The organism is Actinospineispora eucalypti, from assembly GCF_039543365.1.
In the GTDB taxonomy this organism is placed as follows: Bacteria; Actinomycetota; Actinomycetes; order Mycobacteriales; family Pseudonocardiaceae; genus Pseudonocardia; species Pseudonocardia eucalypti.
In genome coordinates this window covers 18,494-37,997 of record NZ_BAABJP010000057.1, presented here as the reverse complement: position 1 = coordinate 37,997, position 19,504 = coordinate 18,494, and the positions used below count along the sequence as shown (strand labels likewise).

Sequence of the window (19,504 nt, the reverse complement as noted above, 5' to 3'; positions counted from 1 at the left end):
AGGAGAGGGAGACGCGCGTGACCAAGCCGGAGCAGAGCGGTCCGCCCAGCCCGGCCCGGGAGGGCGAGCTGCTCGAACGCACGGTGTTCGAGGTGAAGCGGGTCATCGTCGGGCAGGACCGGCTGGTCGAGCGGATGCTCGTCGGCCTGCTCTCCAGGGGCCACCTGCTGCTCGAGGGCGTGCCCGGCGTGGCCAAGACGCTCGCCGTGGAGACCGTGGCGAAGGTGGTCGGCGGCAGCTTCGCCCGCCTGCAGTTCACCCCCGACCTGGTGCCGGCCGACATCCTGGGCACCCGGATCTACCGCCAGGGCAAGGAGCAGTTCGACGTCGAGCTCGGTCCCGTGGTGGCCAACTTCGTGCTGGCCGACGAGATCAACCGCGCGCCGGCCAAGGTGCAGTCCGCCATGCTCGAGGTGATGGCCGAGCGGCACCTGTCCATCGGCGGCAAGACCTTCCCGATGCCCAACCCGTTCCTGGTGCTGGCCACGCAGAACCCGATCGAGAACGAGGGCGTCTATCCGCTGCCCGAGGCGCAGCGTGACCGCTTCCTCTTCAAGATCATCATCGAGTACCCGAACCTCGAGGAGGAACGGGAGATCATCTACCGGATGGGCGTCGAGCCCCCGGTGGCCGAGCAGATCCTGAACCCGAACGAGCTGGTCCGGCTGCAGGACGTGGCCTCCCGGGTGTTCGTGCACCACGCGCTGGTCGACTACGTGGTGCGGCTGGTGGTGGCCACCCGGGCGCCCGGCGAGCACGGCCTCGACGACGTCGCCGGCTGGGTCTCCTACGGCGCCTCGCCCCGGGCCAGCCTGGGCATCGTGGCCGCCGCCCGTGCGCTGGCCCTGATCCGGGGCCGGGACTACGTGCTGCCGCAGGACGTGATGGACGTGGCGCCGGACGTGCTGCGGCACCGGCTGGTGCTGTCCTACGACGCGGTCGCCGACTCGGTGCCGGTGGACCACATCCTGTCCAGGGTGCTGCAGACCGTGCCGCTGCCCCAGGTCAGCTCCCGGCCGCAGTACGCGACGGCGCAGTGACCGGTCCGACCCCGCCGCCCGAGCGGGTTCATCCCGCCCACCCGGACCCCGCCGAGGACGAGCGGCCGGGCATCGCGCCGCCCAACCTGCGGGACGGCAAGCTCGAGGCCGCGCTGCGGGTGCTCGAGCTGAACGTGCGGCGCCGGCTGGACGGGTTGCTCCAGGGCAACCACATCGGCCTGGTTCCCGGACCCGGCAGCGAGCTGGGTGAGGCGCGGCCGTACCAGCCGGGCGACGACGTGCGGCGGATGGACTGGGCGGTCACCGCGCGCACCACCGAGCCGCACATCCGGGAGACCGAGGCGGACCGGGAGCTGGAGACCTGGCTGGTCGTGGACCTCTCCGCCAGCCTGGACTTCGGCACCGCCAGCTGTGAGAAGCGGGACCTCGCGGTGGCCGCGACCGCCGCGATGGTGCACCTGACCCGGGGCGGTGGCAACCGGATCGGCGCGCTGGTCTCCACCGGCGAGCGCACCGTCCGCATTCCGGCCCGGGGCGGGCTGATGCACGCCAGGGGCCTGATCAGGCGGGTGGCCCAGACGCCGAAGGCGCCCGAGGGCACCCGGGGTGACCTGGCCAAGGCGGTCGAACAGCTGCGCCGGCCGCCGCGCCGGCGGGGGCTGGCCGTGGTGATCTCGGATTTCCTCGGCGACACCGACTGGGAGCGGCCGCTGCGCGCGCTCTCCGCCCGCCACGACCTGCTCGCCGTCGAGGTGCTGGACCCCAGGGACGTGGAGCTGCCCGAGGTCGGCACGGTGGTGCTGGCCGACCCGGAGACCGGGAAGCAGCGTGAGGTGGACACCACGCCGCTGCTCTGCCGGGAGTTCGCGGCGGCGGCCGCCGCGCACCGGGAGAAGGTGGCGACGGCGCTGCGCCGGTCCGGCGCGGGGCACCTCACGCTGCGCACCGACCGGGACTGGATCGCCGACGTGGTGCGGTTCGCGGTGGCCCGCAAGCGGCAGTGGTCGGACGCCTCCGGGCGCCAGCCGATCAGCGGCGGCCGGCCGGCGGTGGTGTGATGAGCTTCAACCAGCCGTGGTGGCTGCTGCTGTTGGTGGTGGTGGCGGCCCTGGTCGCCGGCTACCTGTGGATGGAGCGGCGGCGCCGCCGGGACGTGCTGAAGTTCAGCAACCTGGCCGTGCTGGAGCAGGTGGCCAAGGGCAAGCGGCGCTGGACCCGGCACGTGCCGACGGCGTTGCTGCTGGTCGCGCTGGTCCTGCTGACCGTCGCGCTGTCCGGGCCGAACGCCGAGGCCAAGGTGCCGCGCAACCGAGCCACGGTGATGATGGTGATCGACGTCTCGCTGTCCATGAAGGCCACCGACGTCGCGCCCAGCCGGCTGCTCGCCGCCAAGGCGGCGGCCAAGGAGTTCGCCGACCGGCTCACCCCGGGCATCAACCTGGGCCTGATCTCGTTCGCCGGCACCGCCGCCGTGCTGGTGTCGCCGACGGTCGAGCGGGAGCCGGTGAAGCAGGCCATCGAGAACCTGCAGACCTCCGAGTCCACCGCGACCGGTGAGGCGATCTTTGCCGCGCTGCAGTCGGTGAAGAGCCTGTCCCAGGTGCTGGCCGGCACCGGCGAGGGGCCCCCGCCGGCGCGCATCGTGCTGATGAGCGACGGCAAGCAGACCCTGCCCGGGCCGGAGGGGGAGAACGAAACGCGCGGCTCGTTCACCGCCGCCCGGGAGGCGGCCAAGGACAAGATCCCGATCTCCACGATCTCCTTCGGCACGCTGTTCGGCCGGATCGACCTGAGCGGGCGCAGCACCCCGGTGCCGGTGGACGACGCGTCGCTGCACGAGATCGCGCAGATCTCCGGCGGCCAGTTCTTCACCGCCGCCAGCCAGGAGGAGCTCCGGCAGGTGTACGCCACGCTGGGCGAACAGATCGGCTACGAGGTGCGCCGGGTGGACGTGAGCCACCCCTGGTTGGTGGTCGGCACCCTCCTGGCCATGCTCGGAATGGCCAGCGCCTTCGTCCTCGGCCGCCGCCTGCCCTGAGTTCTCCCGGCCGCGTTGGATAGCCTTGGGCTCGTGGGACGCAGCGTGTTGGTCACCGGCGGCAATAGGGGTATCGGGTTGGCGATCGCGCGAGCGTTCGCCGAGCAGGGCGACAAGGTGGCGGTCACGCACCGAGGTTCGGGCGCCCCGGACGGGTTGTTCGGGGTGCAGTGCGACGTGACCGACTCGGCGGCCGTGGACGCCGCGTTCACCGAGGTGGAGCAGGCGCACGGGCCGGTCGAGGTGCTGGTGTCGAACGCCGGCATCACCGACGACACGTTGCTCATGCGGATGAGCGACGACCAGTTCAACCGGGTGCTGGACGCCAACCTGGCCGGCGCCTACCGGGTGGCCAAGCGGGCCGCACGGCCGATGTTGCGGGCCCGGTCCGGGCGCATGATCTTCATCTCCTCGGTGGTCGGGCTGTCCGGCGGCGCGGGGCAGGTCAACTACGCCGCCTCCAAGGCCGGCCTGGTCGGGCTGGCCCGGTCGATCGCCCGGGAGCTGGGCAGCCGGTCGATCACCGCCAACGTGGTCGCGCCCGGGTTCGTGGAGACCGACATGACCGCCGAGCTGGGGGAGAAGCGCCAGCAGGAGATCATGGGCCAGATCCCGCTGGGCCGGATCGCCAAGCCAGAGGAGATCGCCGCCGTCACCACCTGGCTGGCTTCCGAGCCGGCCGGCTACGTCACCGGAGCGGTGATCCCGGTGGACGGCGGCCTGGGCATGGGCCACTAACAGAGAGGAACACATGACCGGCCTTCTTGAGGGCAAGCGGCTGCTGATCACCGGAGTGATCACCGACGCCTCGCTGGGCTTCCACGTGGCCAAGGTGGCGCAGCAGCAGGGCGCACAGGTGGTGCTCACCGGGTTCGGCCGGATGCGCCTGGTGGAGCGCATCGCGCAGCGGCTGCCGGAGCCCGCGCCGGTGCTGGAGCTGGACGTCTCCGACCAGGCGCAGCTGGACAGCCTGGCCGAGCGGGTGCGCGAGCACGCCGACGGCCTGGACGGGGTGCTGCACTCCATCGGTTTCGCCCCGGCCAGCTGCCTGGGCGACGGGGCGTTCCTGGCCGCGCCGTGGGAGGACGTGGCGCAGACCCTGCAGGTCAGCGCCTACTCGTTCAAGTCGCTGGCCACCGCCTGCCTGCCGTTGATGGGAAGTGGCGGGTCGATCGTGGGCATGGACTTCGACAACCGGCAGGCCTGGCCGGCCTACGACTGGATGGGCGTGGCCAAGTCGGCGCTGGAGTCCACCTGCCGCTACCTGGCCCGTGACCTCGGCCCCCAGGGCATCCGGGTGAACCTGGTCGCGGCCGGCCCGGTGAAGACCATGGCGGCCAAGTCCATCCCCGGGTTCGCCGCCTTCGAGGACGCCTGGGACGGCCGCGCCCCGCTGGGCTGGGACGTCGCCGACCCGGAGCCGGTGGCCCGCACCTGCTGCGCGCTGTTCTCCGACTGGCTGCCGGTGACCACCGGATCGATGGTGTGGGCGGATGGTGGCTTCCACGCGATCGGGGTCTGACTACCAGGCGCTTCTCGTACTGTCGTTCGGCGGCCCGGAGGGGCCGGACGACGTGCTGCCGTTCCTGGAGCGGGTGACCGCCGGGCGCGGCGTACCCCGGGAGCGCCTGCTCGAGGTGGCCAAGCACTACGACCACTTCGGCGGCGTCTCGCCGATCAACGCCCGCAACCGCGAGCTGATCGCCCGGGTGGAGCGCGAGCTGGCCGCCGCCGGGCTGGACCTGCCGGTGTACTTCGGCAACCGCAACTGGCACCCACTGGTGGAGGACACCGTGGCCCGGATGGCCGCCGACGGGGTGCGCCGCGCCCTGGTGCTGGCGACCAGCGCGTACGGCGGTTACTCGGCCTGCCGGCAGTACCACGAGGACATCGCCCGGGCGCGCGCCTCGGTGGGCGAGGGCGCGCCCGAGCTGGTCAAGCTGCGGCAGTTCTTCGACCACCCCGAGTTCGTCGGCAGCGTCGCCGATGCCACCAGGGCGGCCGCCGGGTCACTGCCCGACGGGTACCGGCTGGTGTTCACCGCGCACTCCATCCCGAGCGCCGCCGACGCGGCCGCCGGCCCCCCGGCCGAGGGCGGGCACCGCTACTCCCGCCAGGTGGCGGAGGCGGCCCGGCTGGTCGCCGCCCAAGTGGGTGCGCCGGACTACGACGTCGTGTGGCAGTCCCGCTCCGGGCCGCCCAGCGTGCCCTGGCTGGAGCCGGACGTACTGGACCACCTGGACGAGCTGCACGGAAAGGCGCTCCCGGGGGTGCTGGTCTGCCCGGTCGGATTCGTGAGCGACCACGTCGAGGTGGTCTGGGACCTGGACAACGAGGCGCGGGAGCGGGCCGCCGAGCACGGCATGGCGTTTGCCCGCGCCGCCGCCGCGGGCGAGGACGACCGCTTCGCCCGGATGGTGGTCGAACTGGTCCGCGAGCACACCGAGCACGCTCCCGCCCGTTCCCTCGGCCAGGTCCCGTCCGCCGGCTGTACGGCGAACGGCGCCCCCTGCGCCCCCGACTGCTGCCTGCCCGCCCGGCCGCGCCGCTAGACCGTGACCGGCTGCCGGGTGGTGAGGCGGGTTTCCAGGTCGCGGACGATGGGGAGGACGTGGCGGCCGAAGTACTCGACCTCCTCGTGGTAGTGCAGGAAGCCGGCCAGAATCAGGTCCACGCCCAGGGCCTTGTACTTCACGATGCGCTCGGCGATCTGCTCGGGAGTGCCGATCAGCTGGGTGCGGAAGCCGTCGTTGTACTGCACCAGGTCCTCGAACGACGAGTCCGCCCACATGCCCTTCTGGTCGGAGGTGGACCGGCCGGCCTGGGTGACCGCGTCCCGGAAGCCCTCCACGGACGGCTTGTGCGCCTTGGCGATGATCTCCCGCAGGGTCTCCCGGGCTTCCTTCTCGGTGTCGCGGGCGATGATGAAGCCGTTCAGCCCGAAGTTCACCGAACGGCCGTGCTCGGCGGCGGACCGGTTCACGTCGTGCAGCTGCTCGGCGGCGCCCTCGTAGTCCTTGCCGTTGCTGAAGTACCAGTCGGAGACCCGGCCGGCCATCGCCCGTGCGGCGGTCGAGTTGCCGCCCTGGAAGATCTCCGGATGCGGGCGGCCGGGCACCTCGACCGGCTTGGGCTTGAGCGAGAAGTCCCGGATCCGGTAGAAGTCACCGGGGAGCTCGAAGTTGTCCTCGGTCCAGATGCCGCGCAGCGCCCGGATGAACTCCTCGGACCGGCGGTACCGCTCGTCGTGCTCCAGCCAGGGCTCGCCCAGCGCGGTGAACTCGCCCTTGAACCAGCCGCTCACCACGTTCACCGCGAACCGGCCGTTGGACAGGTGGTCCGAGGTGGCGCCGAGCTTGGCCAGCACGCCGGGGTGCCACAGGCCGGGGTGGACCGCGGCGATCACCTTCAGCCGCTGGGTGGCCAGCAGCAGGGCCAGCGAGAAGCTGGTCGACTCGTGCTGGTACTCGGCGCCGTAGCTGGCCATGTACCGCACCTGGGAGAGCGCGTAGTCGAAGCCGTTGTTCTCGGCCAGCACGGCCAGCTCACGGTTGTAGTCGTAGCCCCAGTCGGTGCGCTGCTCGATCGTGCTGGTGACCAGGCCACCGGACACGTTGGGCACCCAGTAGGCGAACTTGATCGGGTCGGTGGACGGGTGTGCCGACATGGCTGAACTCCCTGGCTCGAGGTACGGGTACGGGCGGGAAGGGGTTCAGAACCGACAGCCCTGGGAGCTGACCAGCGCGTAGTCGATGTACCGCCGCTGGGTGAGCTTCATATGACCAAATCCATCAGAACAGTCAACTTATGTCAATGGCCCCGTGACCCGGGCCATGGTCCGGGTTTTGCCGGATCGGCAAGTTTCCGGGCAATCGGCGGCGGGTTGAGGTGAAGTGGTCGTCGTGCCCGAACTTTCCGCCAAGCCCCGCCGTGACACCCGCCCCCCGAAGACCGGCCCGGGGGAGATGGACGTGCTGCTGGGGTTCCTCGACTACCTGCGCGCCTCGGTGATCGCCAAGGCCGAGGGCGTCCCGGAGCCCCAGATCCGCGCGCCCGGGGTGCCGTCCGGGACGAACCTGCTCGGCCTGGTGAAGCATCTCACCAACGTGGAACGCCACTGGTTGCTCGGCCAACGGGTCCCCGACTGGGCGGCCACCTTCCACGCGGAACCGGCGGAGAGCGTCGACGACGTTCTCCGCGCCTACCGGGAGACCAGCGCGCGGGCGAACGAGGTGCTCGCCGCCCATCCCGACCTCGCCGCCGCCGGACCGTGCCCGGGCGGGCGGCCCGGCCCGGCGCCTTCGCTGCGCTGGACCCTCACCCATCTGATCGAGGAGACCGGGCGGCACGCCGGGCACGCGGACATCCTGCGGGAGCTCATCGACGGCGCCACCGGACGCTGACCCCGGCTACTGCTCCAGCTGGTTGGGGGTGGCCGCGAGCACCCGGACCGCATCGGCGACGGCGGAACGGCGGGCCACCCGGACCGCCGTGGCCAGCGGGCGCAGCGCGTCGGTGCGGGCGCGCGCCTCGGACGCGGACAGCGCGCCGCCGGGGTCGTCCACCAGCGCGGCGGTCAGGATCGCCTCCACCTCGTCGGCCTGCTGCAGCACCCGCAGGCTCTGCTTCGGCATGCCGGCCGGCCAGAGCGACCGGGGCCGGGCGCGCAGCGCCTCGGAGATCTCCTGGCGCACCCCGGGGCGGTGCCGCGCCACGCCGAGCGCGGTGAGCGTGGACGTCGAGTGCCGGACCTGCTCGCGCAGCGCCAACTCCGCCTCACCCAGCCGCGTCGGTTCCTCCAGCGGGGCCGGCTCCAGCACCGAGTGCACCGTCCAGCGCATCAGGCTGCTGCCCAGCCGGCTCGGCACCAGCCCGTAGCCGATCTCGGCGAACAGCACCCCTTCGCCGCTGTCCATGGCCGCCTGGCTGAACGCGCCGGGGCCGGGCAGGCCCCGGATGTCCCCGGGCGCGGCGAGCACCAGCCGTACCGGGGTGCCGGACACCGCCGCGCGGGCCCGGCGCAGCGCGGCCAGCAGGAACGGCACCGAGGTGGGGCGTTCACCGGGTCCGGGCAGGTCGATGGCGTGCGCGGTCGGGTCGTCCGCGGCGAGCACGTCGTGCGCCTCCGCCCAGGGCTCGAGCGCGTCGAGCACGTCGTCGGGCGCGGCCACGCCGGCCAGCCAGGCGGAGATCCACACGGTCATCGTCGCGGAAGAGCAGGGCACGGCCGCCAGGTTAGTAGGGCAGTCCCCGGCGTGGCACTGCCGCCGAGTGGGTGACGTAGCGGTTACCTTCCGCTGTTGTGGAAAGCATTCGTGCACAGCAGTACCGCGATCCGCTGACTTCCGGGGCCCGGCGGCGCAAGGAGATCCCGACCGTGGTGGGTGAGACCGGGTTGGTGGTGGAGGACCCGGTGAGCGGCTTCTGCGGCGCGCTGGTGAGCCTGGGCAAGGACGGCGCGCTGTTGGAGGATGCCAAGGGTCGGCGGCGGGTGTTCCCGCTGCGCCCGGGCGGCTTCCTGATCGACGGCCAGCCGGTCACCGTGATCCGGCCGGCGGCCGAACCGGACAAGCCGCAACGCTCGGCCTCCGGCTCGGTTCGGGTGGAGGGGCTGCGCGCCCGGACCGCCCGGGGCGGCCGGATCTGGGTGGAGGGGCTGCACGACGCGGAGCTGGTCGAGCGGGTGTGGGGGCACGACCTGCGGGTGGAGGGCGTGGTGGTCGAGCCGCTGCACGGCATCGACGACCTGGCCGGCGCGGTCGCCGAGTTCGCCCCTTCGGCCGATCGCCGGCTGGGGGTGCTGGTGGACCACCTGGTCGCCGGGAGCAAGGAGACCCGCACCGCCGCCGGCGTGGCCGGGCCGCACGTGCTGGTCACCGGCCATCCGTACGTGGACGTATGGCAGGCCGTGCGGCCGGCGCTGGTGAAGATCCCGGCCTGGCCCGAGGTACCGAGGGGCACCGACTGGAAGACGGGGGTCTGCGCCGCGCTGGGCTGGGGCGAGCCGGCGGACGGCGCCCGCCGGGTGCTGGGTGCGGTCCGTGATTTTCGTGATCTGGAAACCCCATTGATAACGGCTGTGGAGCGGCTCATCGATTTCGTCACGGCACCCGCCTAGCTCTGGCAGTATCGCGATATGTCCGAGGCGCTGATCTGGCTGGTGGTGGGCATCGCGCTGCTCGGCATCGAGGTGTTCACCGGGACCTTCGTGCTGGTCATGCTGGGCGGCGGGGCGCTGGCCTCGGCGGCCGCCGCCGGTTTCCTCGGTACCCCTACGGTGGCCAACGCGGCGATCTTCGCGGTGGTCTCGGTGCTGCTGCTGGCCGGGGTGCGCCCGGCGCTGCGCCGCCGGCTGCACCCGCCGGCGCTAAACACCGGCCACAGCCCGGTCGGCGCCACCGCGCTGGTGGTGGCCCGGGTGGACCGGGACGGTGGCCAGATCAAGATCGACGGAGAGCTGTGGTCGGCCCGCGCGCTGGAGCACGAGCGGGTGTTCGAGCCCGGTGAGCGGGTGACCGTGCTGCAGTTGTCCGGGGTGACCGCCGTGGTGTCGCACGAAATGTAGACGTCAAAGGAGGGGCCGTGAGTGGGGGCGAAACGATCGTGCTGTTGGTAGTGGGGCTGATCGTCCTGTTCGTGATCATCACCGTGGTGAAGTCGGTGATGATCGTTCCGCAGGCGTCGGTGGCCATCGTGGAGCGGCTGGGCCGCTACAAGGGCACCAAGGAGGCGGGCCTGGCGTTCCTGGTGCCGTTCGTCGACAAGGTGCGCCAGCGGGTGGACATGCGCGAGCAGGTGGTCACCTTCCCGCCGCAGTCGGTGATCACCCAGGACAACCTGACCGTGCACGTGGACACCGTCGTCTACTACAAGGTGATCGAGCCGAGGGACGCGCTGTACGGGGTGGCCAACTTCATCGACGGCGTGCAGAACGTCACCACCACGACGCTGCGCAACGTGGTCGGCGGGCTCAGCCTGGAGCAGACCCTGACCTCCCGCGAGCAGATCAACACCGCGCTGCGCGGCGAGCTGGACGACGCGACCGGTCGCTGGGGCATCCGGATCAACCGGGTGGAGATCAAGGCCATCGACCCGCCGGCGTCCATCCAGGACTCCATGGAACGGCAGATGAAGGCCGACCGGGAGAAGCGGGCGATGATCCTCACCGCCGAGGGCCAGCGGGAGTCGGCGATCCGCACCGCCGAGGGCCAGAAGCAGTCGCAGATCCTGTCCGCCGAGGGCGCCAAGCAGGCCGCCATCCTGAGCGCGGAGGCGGAGCGGCAGTCCCGCATCCTGCGCGCCCAGGGTGATCGGGCGGCCCGCTACCTGCAGGCGCAGGGCCAGGCCAAGGCCATCGAGAAGGTGTTCGCCGCGATCAAGTCCGGCCGGCCGACCCCGGAGCTGCTGGCCTACCAGTATCTGCAGACGCTGCCGCAGATGGCGCAGGGCGACGCGAACAAGGTGTGGATCGTGCCCAGCGACTTCGGGAAGGCCCTCGAGGGGTTCACCCGGATGCTGGGTGCCCCCGGTGAGGACGGGGTTTTCCGGTTCGAGCCGAGCCAGGACGACGGCGTGCCCGCCAGCAGGCCGGAGGACGACGACGAGGCGGTGGCCGGCTGGTTCGACACCGCCACCGACCCGGAGATCGCCAAGGTGGTCGCCCAGGCCGAGGCGGAGGCCCGCAACCCGTTGCCGCCGCTCGCGGACACCGGCCGCCACGCCGCGGACGGCCCTCTCGCGCCGGGGGGCGACCAGCCGGCAAGCTGAGGGGATGACGCACCCACTCGACGCAGAGCGGCTGGCCGAGCTCCGGGACACCCTGCCGGTGCCCGACTATCCCCGCTCGCCGGAGCGGACCGGGATCGTGCACTTCGGCGTCGGCGGGTTCCACCGGGCCCACCAGGCGATGTACCTGGACCAGCTGATGTCCCGGGGCGAGGCCCTGGACTGGGGCATCTGCGGGGTCGGCGCCCTGCCCGGGGACCGGGCCATGGCCGAGGCGCTGCGCGCCCAGGACTACCTGTACACGCTGGTGCTCAAGCACCCGGACGGCCGGCTGGAGCCCCGGGTGATCGGCTCGATCATGGACTACCTGTTCGCCCCGGACGACCCGGAGGCGGTGGTCGCGCGGATGGTGGACGAGCGCACCCGGATCGTCTCGCTGACCGTGACCGAGGGCGGCTACCACCTGCACCCGGTCACCGGCGAGTTCGACGCCCGGGACCCGGCCATCCAGGAGGACCTGGTCCCGGGCGCGCGGCCGAACACCGTGTTCGGCATGATCACCGAGGCACTGGCCCGCCGGCGGGCGGCCGGGCAGACCCCGTTCACGGTGCTCAGCTGCGACAACATCCAGGGCAACGGGGACGTGGCCCGGCGCATGCTGACCGCGTTCGCCAGCGCCCGGGACGCCGAGCTGGGCGACTGGGTGGCCGCCGAGGTGTCCTTCCCGAACTGCATGGTCGACCGGATCACCCCGGTCACCGCCGACACCGACCGGCAGACCCTGGCCGACCGGTTCGGCATCCGGGACCGCTGGCCGGTGGTGTGCGAGCCGTTCACCCAGTGGGTGCTGGAGGACCACTTCACCGCCGGCCGCCCGCCGTTCGAGAACGTGGGCGTCCAACTGGTGGGCGACGTGACGCCGTACGAGCTGATGAAGCTGCGCCTGCTCAACGCCGGCCACCAGGTGATGTGCTATTTGGGTTACCTGGCCGGCTACCGGTACGCGCACGAGGCGGCGGCCGACCCGGCGTTCGTGGCGCTGCTGGACGGCTACTGGGAGCACGAGGGCGTGCCCACCTTGGCGCCGGTGCCCGGGGTGGACCTGGCCGAGTACTGCCGCACGCTGATCGAGCGGTTCGCCAACCCGGCCGTCGCGGACACCCTGGCCCGGCTGTGTTTCGGCAGCTCGGACCGCATCCCCAAGTTCCTGGTGCCGGTGCTGCGGGCGCAGCTGGCGAACGGCGGGGAGTTCCGCCGCTCGGTGCTCACCGTGGCATCCTGGGCCCGCTACGCGGAGGGCGTCGACGAGGCCGGCCAGCCCATCGACGTGCAGGACCAGCTCCGCGACCAGCTCATGGCGGCGGCGGCCGAACAAGGCGTGGACGGCCTGGACTTCGTGGCCAACCGAGACCTGTTCGGCGACCTGGTGGACAACCCCGGTTTCGTGACGGAGTACCAACGCGCCCTACGTTCCCTACACGAGCAAGGCGCCGCCGCCACCGTCGCCGCCTGGACCGCATCCCCCTGATTCAGTGCCTTCAGCACGGTGATTCAGTGCCTTCAGCACGGTGATTCAGTGACTTTGGCAGGGTGGTTCAGTGGCTTTGGCACGCCGGTCAGGCTGCTAAAGCCACTGAATCAGGCTGCCAAACCCACTGAATCAGGCTGCTGAAGTGACTGAATCAGGAGCGGAGGCGGGTCGGGCGGCTCGGATGGCCCACCAGCCTAGGGCGAGCATCACGGTCACCTCGGCCAGGCCCAGCAGACGTTCCATGGCGCCCAGCGGGAAAACCCGGTACCACGGCACATCGGTGAAGAACGTCTGTCCGATCGCGTAGAACAGCGGGGACAGACAGGTCAGCGCCGCCAGGGCGGTCCAGCGGGTGGCGGTGGCCGGGCCGCGCCAGCGCGGGTCACCAGCGGGACCCAACGCCCGGGCGGCCAGCACCAGGGCACCGATCGGCAGGCTGAGGAAGGCGACCAGGCTGGCCATCCGGTGGATGGTGCCGCCGATGCTCGGGCCCACCGCCCAGTTGGTCTTCTCGAAGATCACCACTACCACCAGGGCCGCCGCCCACAGCCCGACCAGCACCGAACCCGCGCCGGCCGCCCGGGCCGCGCCGGCGCGAACCAACCCGACCAGCACCACCGCCGAGCCGGCGGCCAGGGTGAGCACGCCCAGGTTGAACAGCCAGCCGTTGCCGCCCAGCGCGTACTCGGAGATCGTCCGGGTCAGCGGGTTGACCCGGTTGGAGGGCGGCAGCACGTGCAGCGACCCGATCAGCACCAACGCGAGCGCGGTCAGGCCGGTGCCGACGGCGGCCAGGTGACGCCCGGCGGCAACGGCGGCCGGGACCGGGTCGAGTTGTCGGGCGGTCTGCACGGTCACATTCGCTCCCAGGGCTGAAGGTCTCACTTCGGCGAACGCGCCGGGAAACGGTGCTGTTCCGGCTGCCGTCTGAGAAGTGGATGAGAAATTTCTGACATCGGCGCCGGGCCGACGCTCGTGCGAGGATCGGGTCATGTCTGATCTGGACCTCGCGCCACCCGCCGTCGGGTTGCCGCCCGAGACCGAGGAGCTGCGGGCCGAGGTCAGGGAGTTCCTGGCCAAGGAACGCGCGGACGGGCGGATCGTGCCGCGCTGTGACGTGTGGCTTTCCGGCTGGGACGAGCGGTTCAGCCGCGAGCTGGGCGCCCGCGGCTGGCTGGGAATGACCCTGCCGAAGGAGTACGGCGGCCACGCCCGGGGCACCCTGGACCGCTACGTGGTCACCGAAGAGCTGCTCGCCGCCGGGGCGCCGGTCGCCGCGCACTGGATCGCCGACCGGCAGATCGGGCCGTCCCTGCTGCGCTTCGGCACCGAGTTCCAGAAGCAGCGCTACCTGCCACGCATCGCGGCCGGCGAGTGCTACTTCGGCATCGGCATGAGCGAGCCGGACTCCGGCTCCGACCTGGCCTCGGTGCGGACGAAGGCCACCCGGGTGGACGGCGGATGGCAGCTGTCCGGCACCAAGGTGTGGACCTCCGGCGCGCACCACGCGCACGCCTTCTTCGCGCTGGCCCGCAGCGCACCGGTGGAGGACGGGAACCGGCACGCGGGTCTTTCCCAGTTCATCGTGGAGCTGGACTCGCCGGGAGTGCAGATTAACCCGATCCGGCTGCTCACCGGCGCGCACCACTTCAACGAGGTGGTGCTGGACGGCGTGTTCGTGCCGGACGAGCTGGTGCTGGGCAACATCGGCGAGGGCTGGCACCAGGTGACCTCCGAGCTGGGCTTCGAGCGCAGCGGCCCGGAGCGGTTTCTGTCCACGTTCCCGCTGCTGGTCGCGCTGGTCGGCGAGCTCTCCTCGGCCGGTGACCGGCTGGGCGACGCCGGGGCGCGCGAGGTGGGCGCACTGGTGGCCCGGGTGTGGACGCTGCGCCGGCTGTCCATCGGGATCGCCTCGCTGCTGTCCTCCGGGATGCCGGCGGACGTGCCGGCGGCGCTGGTCAAGGACCTGGGCACGCGGTACGAGAACGAGGTGATCGAGGCGGCCCGGCTGCTGGTGGACGTGCCGCCGGACCCGGGCGCCGAGGGCGGGTTCGCCCGGCTGCTGGCGGACGCGGTGCTGCACGCCCCCGGCTTCACGCTGCGCGGCGGTACCAACGAGATCCTGCGGGGCGTGGTGGCGAGGGGGCTTGGCCTGCGATGACGACAACCCAGAGCGAGACCGACGAGCTGACCGCGACCGCGCGGGCGGTGTTCGCCGATCACCCGGCCGAGGCGTCCGAGGGGCTGCCCGAGGCGTTGTGGTCCACCCTGACCGAGCTGGGCCTGGTCCAGCTCACCCTGTCCGACCAGGCCGGCGGCAGCGGCGGCGCACTGGCCGACGAGGCCGCGCTGTTGCTGGTCGCCGGGGAGAGCGCGGCGCCGGTGCCGCTGGCCGAGACCGAGCTGGGCGGGTGGCTGCTGGCCGCCGCCGGGCTGGAGGTGCCCACCGGGGTGCTGGCCGTCGCGGCCGGCGACGGGCTGAGCGTGGCCCCGGCGGACGGCGGGCTGGCCGTCCGGGGGCAGCTGAGCCGGGTCGGCTGGGCGCGGCACGCCACCCGGCTGGTGGTGCTGGCGGAGGGCCCCGAAGGCGACGTGGTGCTTTCCGTCGACGCCGGTGCGGCTGAGATCACCGAGGGCGTCAACCTGGCCGGCGAGGCCCGGGACGGCGTGCGCCTGGACGCGACCGTGGCGAACTGGGCGCCGGCCCCGGCCGGCGCCCGCGAGCAGCTGGCCCGGCGGTCCGCGCTGTTCCGGGCGCTGCTGCTGGCCGGCGCGGCGCGGCGGGCGCTGGAGCGGTCGGTTCAGTACGCGGGGGAGCGGATCCAGTTCGGCCGGCCGATCGGCAAGTTCCAGGCCGTGCAGCAGCAGCTGGCACTGGCCGCCGCCGAGGTGGCCTCGGGGGAGGCGGCGGCCCGGTCGGCCGCCCGGATCGCGGCGGCGACCGACTTCGCCGGTGACGACGCGGGCTTCGCGGTCGCCGTGGCCAAGGCGCGGACCAGCGAGGCGGCCGCGTCCATCGCGCGCATCGCCCACCAGGTGCACGGCGCGATCGGCTTCACCCTGGAGCACGACCTCCGCCTCTCCACCACCCGACTGTGGGCCTGGCGGGAGGAGGACGGCAGCGACGCCCACTGGCACACGGTGATCGGCCGGCGGGCGCTGGCCGAGGGGCCGGACGGGTTGTGGCCGCTACTCACCCGGGCGAGTTAGCTCCCCTGAGCAGGTGATGGTGGCGCGCCGATCCGGTGACCTGGCGCGCGCGGCGCATACGCTTCGCGCCACTTCCGGGGGTGTCGAAGGGGTGGGCGATGCGGGCCTGGCACGTGTGGTGCTCACTGGCGGTGAGCGCCATCGCGATCTCGGCGACGCCGGGGGTGAGCGCCGCCTCGCCGTCCCTGCGCGCGGGCACCTACGTGGCCCTGGGTGACTCGTACACCGCCGGGCCGCTGATCCCCGAGCAGAACCGCAAGCCGCCCGGGTGTCGCCGCTCGGACCACAACTACCCGTCGCTGGTGCAGTCCACACTGCGCTTCTCCAAGTTCACCGACGTGAGCTGCGCCGGCGCGAAGACCTCGCACATGTGGCGTGCCCAGGCGGTGCGGGACGGGGTGAACCAGCCGCAGCTGGACGCGCTGCGCGGCGGCACATCCGTGGTCACCGTGGGCGTCGGCGGGAACGACATCGACTTCGGCGAGATCGTGCAGACCTGCGCGACCAAGTCGCCGAGCAAACCGGAGGGCGCCGCCTGCAAGGACTTCTACACCCGGGGCGGCACCGACCAGCTGGCCAAACGGATCGCCGACACCGCGCCCAAGCTGGCCGGCGTGCTGACCGAGGTACGCAAGCGGGTACCCAGGGCGCGGGTGTTGGTGGTCGGCTACCCGGTGATCCTGCCGGACTCCGGGCGGGGCTGTTACCCGGCGCTGCCGTTCAGCAACGGCGACACCGCCTACCTGCGGGACACCACCGTGGCACTGAACAAGATGATCGCCGACGAGGCGGCCAAGGCGCGCGTGGAGTTCCTGGACATCTACAGCTCCAGCGTGGGGCACGACATCTGCCAGGACACCGGCGTGCGCTGGGTGGAGCACTTCGTGCCGACCTCCCGCGCCGCGCCCATGCACCCGAACGCCCTGGGCATGCGCAACGCGGCCGACCAGGTGCTGGCCCGGCTAGGTCAACCCGTGCCCGTCAGCTGAGCCCGGGTCGAAGTCGCGCGCTCAGTTCGTGATCGCTACGCGGCAGCGGGCGCATCCAGGGATGATCACTGTTTCAGGTGGTGGAGCCGCGATTTTTGCGGCCGAACCGCCGCAAACAGCGATCAGTGCCCGGCGCGCCGGGGTGGGGTGGTATCCGGTCGGCGCCGGTCACGATCGGTTCGGTGCCGGTGTGAAGAGCGGCTTGGACGGCCGGAGTTGGCGGGTCTGCCGCGGCTCGGGTGCCGGCCGTTGCGTTTACCTCGCTGGTCGCTTCCGTTCATGAGTGGTACATCGTGGGGGTTGCGGCGGAGATCGAACCCCCAGGGTGTGGCCCTCACGCAAGCAGAGTGACAGGTGGCGCGGAGTCGACGGGCAGTTCATGGTCATCAGGGCAGGAGGGTCGTTGCGGGGTCGTTAGGCGACCCTGGTGCCCTGATGACCATGGAATCGATGATCGTGACAAGGGACGGGCGGCACCCGAGGTGCGGAAGACCGATCCAACCGTGCCGTCCAAGTCGATCTTCACGCTGCGGCGGTGGCTAGGTTGTCGGACAAATCGTCAGGTCAGCACATCGAAACACGGGCTAACGGCATTGCCGTCCAGTTAGTGGTTTGGGACTGTCGCCAACCCAGACGCGCCGGTTCGTCCGGCTATTCGGCGTTCCAGGAGTCGATGAAGATCGACATCATCCTTACAGACGTTCTACTCGCGGGTAACGTCTCTGTCGATGATGTTGATCTCCCGTCATCATCAGGCCCCATCCCAGAATGCGCCGACCGATAGCCACACACCCGGCCACGCTCCGCACCCCCACACCGCCGGCCGGGCACGCAAAGGTCGCCGCCACACCGCCGTCCAGGCCATCTTTCGAACCCAAGCCCCACCGAACCGCCCGCCGACATCGACAACGGGCGTGGCGCCTTAACTGAGCGCATTGGGGCTAGCGGGGGTCGGGCTCGCTTTCGGTGCGCTGTGCGCTGGTCGCGTGGCAGTCCACCGGCCGGGAGTGCTTCGGGTCCAGCGCGTTCAGGATGTGCTGCGCGGTGATCGGGTCGAAGGCCACGGCGACGTGCTCGGCCACGTCGTTCGGGCAGCCCTCCTGCAGCACCGTGTTCTTCGCGTCCCCGTTGTGCATGATCCCGCTGGTGTAGGGGATGACCAGCTCGTCGTACCTGGTCATGATCATCGTGTACTTGACGCCGTCCACCGCCGGCCCGCCGCCGGAGCTCATCTTCTTGATGAAGTCCGAACCGTGCAGGAACTGGGTGCAGGAGGCGCACAGCGGGGCCAGCGTCGCCGACGCCGCCGCGCTCAGCCCGAACGGCTTGCCGGCCTGGTAGAGCAGGTGCAGGCCGAGCAGCTTGGTGCCGTCCCAGAGCGGGGTCATGCCCACGTAGTGGTCGACGTAGCGGGCTCCGCCGAGGAACTTCACGTAGTAGTTGGGCATCAGGCTGCCCTCGGAGTGGCCGACGATGTCGACCTTGTCCGCCTCGGTGGCGTCGCGCACCTTGTCGATGAAGTGGCCGAGCTCGCGCGCGCTCTCCTCCATGCGCTTGAGGCCGCCGATCTGGTCCAGCCCGGGCGGGGCCAGCGGGTTGCGCCCGTACGTCAGGGAGAACACGCAGTAGCCCTCGTTGGCCAGCAGGGGCGCGATGGTCTGCCAGTTCTCCCACTGGTTCGCGCCCAGCCCGTGCACCAGCACCACCGGGTTGGGGTGCCGCTCGGAGGGCTTGCAGTCGAAGTCGTTCGACCCGGGTGGGGAGGCGTCCGCCGGGCGGTCCTTGGTGGAGCGCGCCTCGGCGCCGTAGGGCACGGGGAACGCGGCGGGTTCGTCGGCGGAGGCGGTCCGCCCGACGGTGAACAATGTCGCCGAGGCAACCAGTGCAATACCGATTGCCGCCCACCGTCGTCCGATCACGCCGCCTCCGACCTCGTTGCCGTCCCTGGTTGATAACGGCCCGCGCATGGTCGGCGATCTTCCGGTTCACCCGGTTCGGACCTACAGTTCAGTGCTGTGGGGGAGGGGGCATGGGGCAACGGTTGCTGACGGTCTGTCTCACAGTGGTCGCACTGGCGGTTTCGCCCTCTTCGGTCAGCCAGGCGGCGGACGGAGTGGGCGAGTACGTAGCGCTGGGTGACTCCTACACCTCCGGGTCGTTCATCCCGGTGCAGCTGGACCGGCCGCTGGGCTGCGAGCGGTCCGACCGGAACTACCCGTCACTGGTGGTCGCCGCGCTGCGGCCGGCGGTGTTCCGGGACGTCAGCTGCGGCGGGGCCACGACCGGCAACCTGACCCAGCCGCAGCGGGTGCGCGGCGACGGGGTCAACCCGCCCCAGCTCGAGGCGTTGACCGCCCGGACCGACCTGATCACCCTGGGCATCGGGGCGAACGACATCGGCTTCGCGGACATCGTCGGCAGCTGCACCACGCGTTCGGTGACCCGGCCCCTCGGAGCGGCCTGCCGGGACTACTACCACCGGGGCGGCGGCGACGAGCTCGGCGCCCGGGTGGACTCGGCCGCGCCCCGGGTGGCCGCCGCGCTGCGCGCCGTCCGTGACCGGGCGCCGAAGGCGAAGGTGCTGGTCATCGGGTACCCGGCCATCGTCTCCGACGCCGGCCTGGGCTGCCTGCCGCTAAGCCCCGGGGACGCCGGCTACCTGAGCCGCACCTTCGGCCGGTTGAACGCGATGCTCGCCGAGCAGGCCCGGGAGGCCGGCGTGGGCTTCGTGGACACCGCTTCCGGTAGCGCCGGCCACGACGCCTGCCAGCCGCCCGGCGTGCGCTGGGTGGAGGGTGCGGTGGCCACCACCCCCGCCGCGCCCTGGCACCCGAACGCCGCCGGCATGCGGCACGTCGCGGAACGGGTGCTGTCCGCGCTGCGCGCGGGGTGAACACACCGGAAGAGTGCCCTCGAGACGCGTGTGAGTGATCGGCCACTAGGGTCTCCCGCGGGCGCCTGACCGGGCGCCCTCTCGGCGGCGCGTTCCGCGCTGGATCTCGCTCGGCTC

General features: G+C 71.8%; 19 protein-coding genes. 15 read left to right on the top strand and 4 right to left on the bottom strand.

Annotated features, from left to right (window positions below):
• Nucleotides 1–17: 17 nt before the first annotated feature.
• The 6 genes from ABEB12_RS37145 (at nucleotide 18) to ABEB12_RS37120 (ending at nucleotide 5,591) form a co-directional block, all read left to right on the top strand.
• On the top strand, nucleotides 18–1,040 hold the full coding sequence (locus ABEB12_RS37145; RefSeq protein WP_185060664.1) for an AAA family ATPase: 1,023 nt from the start codon (nucleotides 18–20) through the stop codon (nucleotides 1,038–1,040).
• Between the two features lie 71 nt (nucleotides 1,041–1,111).
• Entirely contained in the window at nucleotides 1,112–2,059 is a 948-nt protein-coding gene (locus ABEB12_RS37140) for a DUF58 domain-containing protein (RefSeq protein WP_345703490.1), read from the top strand.
• A complete protein-coding gene (locus ABEB12_RS37135) occupies nucleotides 2,059–3,039 on the top strand; it encodes a VWA domain-containing protein (RefSeq protein WP_185060666.1) in 981 nt (326 codons plus the stop codon). The genes ABEB12_RS37140 and ABEB12_RS37135 overlap by 1 nt, the downstream gene beginning before the upstream one ends.
• A 33-nt stretch (nucleotides 3,040–3,072) precedes the next feature.
• Nucleotides 3,073–3,777, top strand: coding sequence for a 3-oxoacyl-ACP reductase FabG (gene fabG, locus ABEB12_RS37130; RefSeq protein WP_185060667.1), 705 nt, complete (start codon nucleotides 3,073–3,075; stop codon nucleotides 3,775–3,777).
• A 13-nt stretch (nucleotides 3,778–3,790) separates the two neighbouring features.
• Nucleotides 3,791–4,561: an enoyl-ACP reductase FabI gene (gene fabI / locus ABEB12_RS37125; protein WP_185060668.1), complete on the top strand. Its 771-nt coding sequence runs from the start codon at nucleotides 3,791–3,793 to the stop codon at nucleotides 4,559–4,561.
• Nucleotides 4,533–5,591, top strand: coding sequence for a ferrochelatase (locus ABEB12_RS37120; protein WP_185060669.1), 1,059 nt, complete (start codon nucleotides 4,533–4,535; stop codon nucleotides 5,589–5,591). The genes fabI and ABEB12_RS37120 overlap by 29 nt, the downstream gene beginning before the upstream one ends.
• Here the strand turns inward: ABEB12_RS37120 and sfnG are convergent.
• Complete coding sequence (sfnG, locus tag ABEB12_RS37115) at nucleotides 5,588–6,706, bottom strand: dimethylsulfone monooxygenase SfnG (RefSeq protein ID WP_185060670.1); 1,119 nt, start codon at nucleotides 6,704–6,706, stop codon at nucleotides 5,588–5,590. The genes ABEB12_RS37120 and sfnG overlap by 4 nt on opposite strands.
• Before the next feature lie 298 nt (nucleotides 6,707–7,004).
• On the opposite strand from sfnG, the gene ABEB12_RS37110 reads away from it, so the two are divergent.
• Nucleotides 7,005–7,442: a mycothiol transferase gene (locus tag ABEB12_RS37110; RefSeq protein WP_185061363.1), complete on the top strand. Its 438-nt coding sequence runs from the start codon at nucleotides 7,005–7,007 to the stop codon at nucleotides 7,440–7,442.
• A gap of 6 nt (nucleotides 7,443–7,448) precedes the next feature.
• Here the strand turns inward: ABEB12_RS37110 and ABEB12_RS37105 are convergent, their stop codons facing one another.
• Nucleotides 7,449–8,243, bottom strand: coding sequence for a hypothetical protein (locus ABEB12_RS37105; protein ID WP_185061364.1), 795 nt, complete (start codon nucleotides 8,241–8,243; stop codon nucleotides 7,449–7,451).
• Between the two features lie 107 nt (nucleotides 8,244–8,350).
• Here ABEB12_RS37105 and ABEB12_RS37100 point away from each other — a divergent pair, with 107 nt between their 5' ends.
• The 4 genes from ABEB12_RS37100 to ABEB12_RS37085 all read left to right on the top strand — a co-directional run bounded on the left by ABEB12_RS37100 (nucleotide 8,351) and on the right by ABEB12_RS37085 (nucleotide 12,292).
• Entirely contained in the window at nucleotides 8,351–9,157 is an 807-nt protein-coding gene (locus ABEB12_RS37100; RefSeq protein WP_185061365.1) for a DUF3097 family protein, read from the top strand.
• Nucleotides 9,158–9,175: 18 nt separating this feature from the next.
• A complete protein-coding gene (locus ABEB12_RS37095) occupies nucleotides 9,176–9,604 on the top strand; it encodes an NfeD family protein (RefSeq protein ID WP_185060671.1) in 429 nt (142 codons plus the stop codon).
• A gap of 98 nt (nucleotides 9,605–9,702) precedes the next feature.
• Complete coding sequence (locus ABEB12_RS37090) at nucleotides 9,703–10,806, top strand: SPFH domain-containing protein (RefSeq protein WP_185061366.1); 1,104 nt, start codon at nucleotides 9,703–9,705, stop codon at nucleotides 10,804–10,806.
• 4 nt (nucleotides 10,807–10,810) lie between these two features.
• Nucleotides 10,811–12,292: a mannitol dehydrogenase family protein gene (locus ABEB12_RS37085; protein ID WP_185060672.1), complete on the top strand. Its 1,482-nt coding sequence runs from the start codon at nucleotides 10,811–10,813 to the stop codon at nucleotides 12,290–12,292.
• A 132-nt stretch (nucleotides 12,293–12,424) separates the two neighbouring features.
• On the opposite strand, the gene ABEB12_RS37080 is transcribed toward ABEB12_RS37085, so the two are convergent.
• Nucleotides 12,425–13,153, bottom strand: coding sequence for a DUF998 domain-containing protein (locus tag ABEB12_RS37080; RefSeq protein WP_185060673.1), 729 nt, complete (start codon nucleotides 13,151–13,153; stop codon nucleotides 12,425–12,427).
• A gap of 133 nt (nucleotides 13,154–13,286) precedes the next feature.
• Between ABEB12_RS37080 and ABEB12_RS37075 the strand changes: the two genes are divergently transcribed.
• From ABEB12_RS37075 to ABEB12_RS37065, 3 genes are all read left to right on the top strand, one after another.
• Nucleotides 13,287–14,456, top strand: a complete 1,170-nt coding sequence (locus ABEB12_RS37075) for an acyl-CoA dehydrogenase family protein (protein WP_185060674.1) — start codon at nucleotides 13,287–13,289, stop codon at nucleotides 14,454–14,456.
• Nucleotides 14,453–15,505: an acyl-CoA dehydrogenase family protein gene (locus tag ABEB12_RS37070; RefSeq protein ID WP_185060675.1), complete on the top strand. Its 1,053-nt coding sequence runs from the start codon at nucleotides 14,453–14,455 to the stop codon at nucleotides 15,503–15,505. The genes ABEB12_RS37075 and ABEB12_RS37070 overlap by 4 nt, the downstream gene beginning before the upstream one ends.
• Nucleotides 15,506–15,603: 98 nt before the next feature.
• The gene (locus ABEB12_RS37065; RefSeq protein WP_185060676.1) at nucleotides 15,604–16,494 is read left to right on the top strand and encodes a GDSL-type esterase/lipase family protein; all 891 of its coding nucleotides are present in this window, start codon (nucleotides 15,604–15,606) and stop codon (nucleotides 16,492–16,494) included.
• A 941-nt stretch (nucleotides 16,495–17,435) separates the two neighbouring features.
• On the opposite strand, the gene ABEB12_RS37060 is transcribed toward ABEB12_RS37065, so the two are convergent.
• Nucleotides 17,436–18,413 (bottom strand): lipase family alpha/beta hydrolase, encoded by a 978-nt coding sequence (locus tag ABEB12_RS37060; protein WP_345703476.1) that lies wholly within the window; start codon nucleotides 18,411–18,413, stop codon nucleotides 17,436–17,438.
• A 110-nt stretch (nucleotides 18,414–18,523) separates the two neighbouring features.
• Here ABEB12_RS37060 and ABEB12_RS37055 point away from each other — a divergent pair, with 110 nt between their 5' ends.
• Nucleotides 18,524–19,387: a GDSL-type esterase/lipase family protein gene (locus ABEB12_RS37055; protein WP_185060678.1), complete on the top strand. Its 864-nt coding sequence runs from the start codon at nucleotides 18,524–18,526 to the stop codon at nucleotides 19,385–19,387.
• Nucleotides 19,388–19,504 lie beyond the last annotated feature (117 nt).